The sequence below is a fragment of the Flavobacterium supellecticarium genome, from assembly GCF_004801375.1.
Taxonomy (GTDB): Bacteria; Bacteroidota; Bacteroidia; order Flavobacteriales; family Flavobacteriaceae; genus Flavobacterium; species Flavobacterium supellecticarium.
Window position 1 is genome coordinate 1 of record NZ_SSNZ01000022.1, and the last position, 740, is coordinate 740.

At 36.9% G+C, this 740-nt stretch carries 1 protein-coding gene; it reads left to right on the forward strand.

Going from position 1 to position 740, the window contains the following annotated elements; genetic code table 11:
* Positions 1-740, forward strand: a 740-nt coding sequence (locus tag E6C50_RS17820; protein WP_211089564.1) for a hypothetical protein, incomplete at both ends; no start/stop codon positions are given.

Genomic DNA, 740 nt, shown 5'->3' on the forward strand with positions numbered 1-740 from the left:
AAAGACGAGTTGACTTCCGGTTTAGCTGTAAAAGCAAATGTTGCGGATCTTGAAGCCAAAGCAAATATTACCGATGTCAACATCAAATTAGCGGAAAAAATTAGTGTCGTTCAATTTGAAGAAGGTTTGGCTGAAAAAGCAAGTTTAAGTGATTTAGCGGTCAAAGCCAATATCACGGATTTGAATTTAAAAGCGAGCAAAGACGAGTTGACTTCCGGTTTAGCTGTAAAAGCCAATGTTGCGGATCTTGAAGCCAAAGCAAATATTACCGATGTCAACATCAAATTAGCGGAAAAAATTAGTGTCGTTCAATTTGAAGAAGGTTTGGCTGAAAAAGCAAGTTTAAGTGATTTAGCGGTCAAAGCCAATATCACAGATGTTAATACAAAACTGGCTGATAAAGCCAATGTTACGGATTTAGCTTTAAAAGCGAATAAAAGTGATGTTGATGCGAAAGCTGTTGAAATTCAGCAAAGTCTGGATGCAAAAGCAACTATTGTCGATGTTAATACAAAACTAGCAGATAAAGCGAATGTAACCGATTTAAATTCAGGATTAGCCTTAAAAGCGAACACAGTTGATGTCAATGCAAGATTAGCGGAAAAAATTAGCGCTGTTGAATTTGAAGAAGGTTTAGCGGAAAAAGCGAATTTAAGTGATTTAGCGGTCAAAGCGAATATCACGGATTTGAATTTAAAAGCAAGCAAAGACGAGTTGACTTCCGGTTTAGCTGTAAAAGC